Source organism: Nocardiopsis salina YIM 90010, assembly GCF_000341025.1.
GTDB lineage: Bacteria > Actinomycetota > Actinomycetes > Streptosporangiales > Streptosporangiaceae > Nocardiopsis > Nocardiopsis salina.
In genome coordinates this window covers 40,423-46,467 of sequence record NZ_ANBF01000084.1, presented here as the reverse complement: position 1 = coordinate 46,467, position 6,045 = coordinate 40,423, and the positions used below count along the sequence as shown (strand labels likewise).

Annotated in this window: 4 protein-coding genes; 1 reads left to right on the top strand and 3 read right to left on the bottom strand. The window is 73.3% G+C overall.

Translation table 11 applies throughout. From position 1 onward, the window contains the following. Positions 1 to 1,214: 1,214 nt before the first annotated feature. The 3 genes from D474_RS28130 to D474_RS33845 are packed head-to-tail and all read right to left on the bottom strand — an operon-like array spanning position 1,215 to position 4,113. Positions 1,215 to 2,738, bottom strand: a complete 1,524-nt coding sequence (locus D474_RS28130) for a DUF2398 family protein (RefSeq protein WP_017613338.1) — start codon at positions 2,736 to 2,738, stop codon at positions 1,215 to 1,217. Next, the gene (locus tag D474_RS33850) at positions 2,738 to 3,391 is read right to left on the bottom strand and encodes a DUF2397 domain-containing protein (RefSeq protein WP_275040780.1); all 654 of its coding nucleotides are present in this window, start codon (positions 3,389 to 3,391) and stop codon (positions 2,738 to 2,740) included. Before D474_RS33850 ends, D474_RS28130 begins: the two co-directional genes overlap by 1 nt. Further along, positions 3,310 to 4,113 (bottom strand): DUF2397 family protein, encoded by an 804-nt coding sequence (locus tag D474_RS33845; protein WP_449289348.1) that lies wholly within the window; start codon positions 4,111 to 4,113, stop codon positions 3,310 to 3,312. Before D474_RS33845 ends, D474_RS33850 begins: the two co-directional genes overlap by 82 nt. Before the next feature lie 388 nt (positions 4,114 to 4,501). Here D474_RS33845 and D474_RS0109440 point away from each other — a divergent pair, with 388 nt between their 5' ends. Then, the gene (locus D474_RS0109440) at positions 4,502 to 5,116 is read left to right on the top strand and encodes a restriction endonuclease (RefSeq protein ID WP_017613337.1); all 615 of its coding nucleotides are present in this window, start codon (positions 4,502 to 4,504) and stop codon (positions 5,114 to 5,116) included. The last annotated feature ends 929 nt before the right edge of the window (positions 5,117 to 6,045 follow it).

Sequence of the window (6,045 nt, the reverse complement as noted above, 5' to 3'; positions counted from 1 at the left end):
GGCGTCGTGGTCGATCCCGGCCCGGCGGGCGGCGTCGGTGAGTTCGGCGGAAAGGCGCTGGGCGGTGGCGCGGTCGCGTTCGATACGTTCGGCGACCCGGTCGGCCTCGGTGCGCAGCCCGGCGATCTCGTGGGCACGCCCGTCGAGGCGTTCTGCCTGGGCCTTCAGGCGGCGGCCGTTCTCCTGTGCGGTGTTGCTCCGCTCTCGCAGGCCGGCGTGGTCGGTCAGGGCCTCGTCGGCCTCCAGGGCCTTGATCTGGGCGGCGAGCTCGCCGCCGCGGGCCTCGTGGCGTTCCTGTTCGGTGCGGGCCTCCTCGCGGGCGAGGGTGGCGCGGTCGTGTTCGGCCGCGGCCCCGGTGACGGCACGGGCGTGTTCGCCCGCCTGGTCGGCGGCCGTGCGGATACGGCCCAGTCGGCGCCGGGCGTTGGCGGTCAGGTAGGCGGAGTACTCGCCGAGGAAAGTTCCGACGGCCTCGTGCGCGGCGTTGGCGCTGTCGAAACGGCGCTGTACGGCGGCGAGGTTGGCGAAGTCGCGGGCGGCCTGGTCCAGGAGGGTCTCGTCGACAGGGCTCAGGCCGCTGGTGAGGGTCTCGGAGACCTTCTCCGGGTCGAGGTCCTTGGCGAGCAGCGGCCGGCGCAGGGCCAGAAGCAGGTCGAGGAGCTGGACGTAACGTTCCTTGAGCCCGAACAGCCGGGCATCGACGGCGCGGCGGTAGTCGGTCGCGGTGCTGTGGTGGGCCTGCTCCCCGAGGGCGGCCTTGAGCTGGCGTTCGGTGAGGGGGCGGCCGTCGGAGGCCAGCAGCCCGAAGTCCACCCCCATGCGCCGGTCGGTGACGAAGAAGGAGGGCACGACGCCGTCGCGGTGCTTGTGGGCGCGCAGCCCGATGACGAGGGTGACGGTCTCGGGCGGGGTGCCGTCCTCCTCGACGGGGCGGGCGAACTCCATCCACACGTACCCGTAGGCGGACTCGTCGCCCCGGTAGAGCAGGTTGGACTTCATGGTGCGGTTCTGGCCGCTGAACGGGTCGAGCCTGCGGGCGTCGGTGTAGCCGTCCAGGATGAAGGGGAACAGCACCTCCAGCGCCTTGGTCTTGCCGGAGCCGTTGTGGCCGCGCAGGACGAGCCGGCCGTCGGCGAAGGCGAACTCCTCGTCGACGTAGTCCCAGACGTTGATGACGCCTGCGCGGCTGGGCTGGAAGCGGTCGCTCCTGCGGCTCATGGGGTGGATCCTTCGGTGTGGTGCAGGTCGGCTGCGTCGGGGGCGCTCGCGTGCCGGCCGACGGACTCGGACGGGCCGTCGGCCGTGTCCTCGGCGTCGGTGTTCCCGGTGTCCGGGGCCGCGGCAGGTTCCCCGCCCTCGGCGGTGTCCGGGGCCTCGAGGGGGCCGAACGGGAGTTGGCCGGTGTCGGGGCGTTCGGGCAGCGCCCCCTGGATGTTGCGGTAGCGCAGTGCGGCGGGCATCACCGCGACCCCGTCCGGGGTGGGGCGCACCAGCCGCAGGTCGGTGAGCAGGGCCAACGCGGCGTCGAGGAGCCCGTGGGGGTCCTGCTGCCAGGTGTTGGTGAACGAGGCGGACCCGAACTCGGCGAACAGGTCGGCGACCATCCCCTCCAGACGGGCCCGGTCGACGACGGGTACCCGGTCGGGGGCGGCCGCGGGCCCGGTTCCGGCGGGTGAGGGGTCGGTCCAGGCGAGTTCTCCGACCACCCCGTGGCGCGGCAGCCCTGCATCGACCTGGCGCACCAGGTCGCCGTGCTCGACGGCGCGTGCGGGCAGTTCACGGTGGTCGAGGGCGGCCCAGGAGGTCTCGAACAGGTCGGCGATCTGGGCCAGCAGGAGCCCGGCGGTGCGGGTGACCGCGCCGCCGCGGCCGGGGAAGGGACGGTCGGTGAACAGTCCGGAGGGGTCGGCGAGCAGTACCCCTTCGGCGCGGCGCTCGACCACCATGCCGGTCATACGGGCCACGTCCTCGGCCGGGCCCTTGGTGCGCAGGGCGGAGGCGACCTCCGGGTCGAGGTCGGCGTAGAGCACGACGGGGTGTTCGACCAGCAGGCGGCGGGCGCGCTGTGCGGCGCGCTCGCGGCCCAGTTCCCGGGGGACGGGGTCGCTGAGCAGGCCGGTGACGCTGCCCAGGTGCTGCACGGGGCGGGCGGGCCGGAAGAGGATCTCGCAGATCTCGTGGTCGATGTCGAAGAGCGCGTCGGCGTGCTCGTGGCCCCGTGCCCAGGCCTCCAACGACCCGTCGGACAGGTGCAGGGCGCCACGGTCCAGGAGCCAGTGCGCGGCGTCGACGAGGGCTGCCTTGTGGGTGGAGTCGGTGGGATCGTAGCCGAGCCCGTCCACGGCATTGGCCGAAGGGGTGAAGCGGCGGACCAGGTCGCCGAGGCTGATCTCCACCTGTGAGCGCTGGAAAGTGGCCAGGAGCAGGCACAGGTAGGCCAGGCGGCGCCGGTCGAAGGGTTTGCCCTTGCGCGCGAAGACCTGGCGCTGGGTGGGGTCGAGCTCGTCGAGTTCGCGGACCAGGCGCACGTGGTCGGTGGTGGCGATGAGGGTGTAGCCGAAGAGGGCGCGCAGGTCCTCCGACATCTGGTCGGCCCAGCGGAGTACGTGCTCGAGGGCGCCGGGGCGGGGGCGCGTGGCGGTGATGAGGTCGCACGTGAGCCCCCGCCGTACGGCCTGTTGGTAGGTGCCCAGGTCGGCGGGGTCGACGGTGCGTGCGGGGCCGCGGCGGCGGGCCATCACTTCCCCTTCCCGGAGAGGAGCTCGAGGCGGAAACCCGGCAGGTGGATGCTGCCCTGGGCTGTGCGCACCGTGCTGCCCTGCTCGCTGGGGACCAGGCGCACGGTGGTCCCGCCGTCGGTGCCGTCGGCCGAGCTCAGGCGGCCGGCCACGACACTGCGGGATTCCAGAGCCTTGGTGACCAGGCGCAACAGGATGCGGGTGTCGGTCTCGTCCAGGACGCGGGTGTGGGCGCCGTCGGAGACCAGGTCGCGGGCGGCCCGGCGTTCGGCGGCGCGGTCCTCGGCCTGGCGCTCGCGCAGGGCGGCCTTGGCACCGGGGTTGCGGCGCACCGGCTTGGGCACCCCCGTGCTGGGCGCGCGGTCGCTGCGGAACAGCGTCACCGACACCTCGACACCGGGGGCGTCCCACCAGGTGGCATTGGGTGAGATCTGTTCGCCGTCCTCATGCGCGCTGCCCAGGTGTCGGGCGGAGCGCATGTTGAACGCGGCGCCCATGAGGGCGTGGGCGGCGCCGTCGTCGGGGGCACCGTGCACCCATTCGGCGAGGTGGCGCAGTTGGGTGGAGCGGTTCACACCGCTGCGCTGGGCCTCGGTGATCTGGCGCAGCAGGGCGATGACACCGGAGACGGCCGAGCGGGTGGCCGCACCCAGTTCGGCGGCTCGGGTGGGCGNCCGGCCAGCCAGCGGCGGCGCCAGTCCTCGAGGCGTTCGGCACGGTCCATGAACAGGCGCTCGTCGGCCTCGGCGGCACGTGAGAGCAAGGTGGCCAGACCGGTGTCCTCGACCTCGTGCACGGCGGTGTCCAGGCGCGGCAGGTAGCGCTCGAGCTCGGCCATGAAGTCGGACATGTGCACGAGCAGCGCGTTCTTGTGGCGCAGGAACACCTCCGGGGAGGCCTCCGTGGAGCGCAGGATCTCGCCGAGGGTCACGTGGAACTGGGCGGAGCGGCGACCCATGTCCTCCATCACCGAGTCCAGGCGGGACAGGCGCCGGTAGACGTCCTCACCCTGCCCGGTGCGGTTGGCCTCGGACAGGGCTCGCAGGTCGTCGAGCACGTCGGAGAAGACCAGCCGGGAGAGGTTGACGTCCTCCACGCGGGCACCGAGCACGTTCTCGACCGCCTGGTAGGCCCAGTATCCGAGCTCGCCGAATTGGTAGACGGACTGCCGGTTGCGGTAGCTGGCGAGGTTGCCGGCACGGGAGGCGTCGTCGAAGCGGTGCACGAGCCCGTCGGCGGCGAGCTGGTCGAGGCGGTCACGCAGACCGCTGTCGGGCACGGGCACCTCGGGGTGGGAGGCGGCGAGTTCGCGCAGGGCTCCGGCGACGTCTCCGGCCCCGACCTGGACCTGGTGGACCTCACGCAGGCGGTCCATGGCCCGCAGGATCCACAGGTAGGTGACGTGGTCGTCGCGGCGGGTGAAGTTGAACAGTCGGAAGCGGTCGCTGACCGCGAGCGCGTCCAGGTCCAGGGCCCTGCGCTCAGCCACGGATCATCCCCGTCTCTGTCCGGATGCACGGTTGCACGTTCGTCGAAGGCGTCGCGGCCGCGGCGCTCCCCCGCCCCTGACCGGCCCGACCGGCGACCCTCCCATTCTGACAGCGTCGCGGGGCGGCCGGATCCGGGTCGAACGGCGAGGGCAGTGGGGTGGGGCACACGTCTGCTCCGCCCGCCCCGCAAGGGTTCCGGGGCCGCAGAGTATGCTCCCGACGGGTCGGTGGACGTTGAGGAGGACCGCGGTGGGACGGCGGCGCAGGCGGGGTGTGTGGGCGTTCGTGCGCCGACACCGGGACGGGTGGCCCTGGGTGGTGCTGGGGCTGCTGGCGCTGGGCACGTGGCTCAGCGCGAACGCGGACCGGCCCCTGCTGTGGGCCGCGCTCGGGGCCGCCGGCCTCGCGGGCGCCGTGGTGCTGGTGTGGTGGTTGCGCCGACGGTGGGCCGCCTGGCGTGAGCAGCGGTCGGTGGCCCGCACCGACCTGTCAGGGGTGGACCTCATGACCGGGACCGAGTTCGAGGCGTTCGTGGCCTCCCTGCTGCGCACCCACGGGTACCGGCAGGTGGAGGTGGTGGGCGGCGCCTCCGACGGTGGTGCTGACGTGCGCGCCCGTGCCCCGGACGGGCGCGCGGTCGTGGTGCAGTGCAAACGCTGGCGGCGGCCGGTCCCACCGAACGAGGTGCGGGCGTTCGTGGGCACGCTCTCGGGGAGCCACCGGGGGTTCACGGGGGTGTTCGTGGCCTCGCGGGGTTTCACCGACGCGGCGGTACGCGAAGCGGGCGCGGGCCACGACGCGGCGCTGACCCTGGTGGGCCGCGAGGACCTGGCCCTGTGGATGCGCGGCGAGCGCGCCCCCGAGCTGCCGCCGGCCCGCGCCGCCTGAGGGCGGAGTTCGCTTCAGCCGCGCGGCGGTGTGCGCGGCGGGCGGTCCAGAGTGTGGGGCGATTCGTCGATCAGGCGCGCCAGGGCCTCCAGGAACGCGTTGACCTCCCCCGTGTCCAGGCGGAGTTCGGTGAGGATCTCGCGCCGGCTGCCGTCGTCGTGCTCGGGTCCGGGCAGGCCGGAGAGCTGATTGAGGCGTTTGACCCAATTGCGTTCGAACATGGTGTAGGCGCCGCGCCCCAGGCTCTCGGTGGCGTCGTTCATGCTGACCACGCTGTGGGTGTCGAGCCAGTCCAGCCCGGCCTCGTGTACGCGGCCGCGTGTGGCCAGGACCTCGCGCCACTCCACCTGCACGATGCGTACGTACATGCGTGAGGCGCGGCGGGTGCCGGAACGGCGGCGACCGACCGAGCGCCAGGCCTCGTTGCGTTCCTCGACGAGCCGGTGCAGCTCGTCGGTGTCGGCGTCGGTGTGCAGGGCGGCGTGCAGCGCGCGGGCCAGGGCGGCGTTGCGGGCGCGGGTGCGGTTCAGGGCCTCCAGGACGGTGCCGCGGTCGTCGGTGCCGAAGGCGGCGTACACGGCCCGTTGGAAGTCGGCGCCGACCACTCGCGCGCGGCGCAGCATCTGCCTGCGCAGATCGGCCTCGGCACGGGCGTCGGTCAGTCGGCTGTAGATGAGCAGGGCGGCGGGGATGCCGAAGGTGAGTCCGGTCAGTCCGGAGACCATGGAGGTCAGGTAATCCAGCCCTGTCCAGAACCCGGTGGCGTCGCCCCACAGGCCGAGGGTGAGCAGAACCGCGCCCAGGGCGGCCGAGACGGCCGAGGACCGGCGCAGCCAGGGCGGGCTGTCCGACCAGAAGTCCCACACCGCCCGGCNTGCCCCCCCCCCCGCCATTGTGGCGGTGGTTGCCCCACCGGGGAGGAAGGCCGA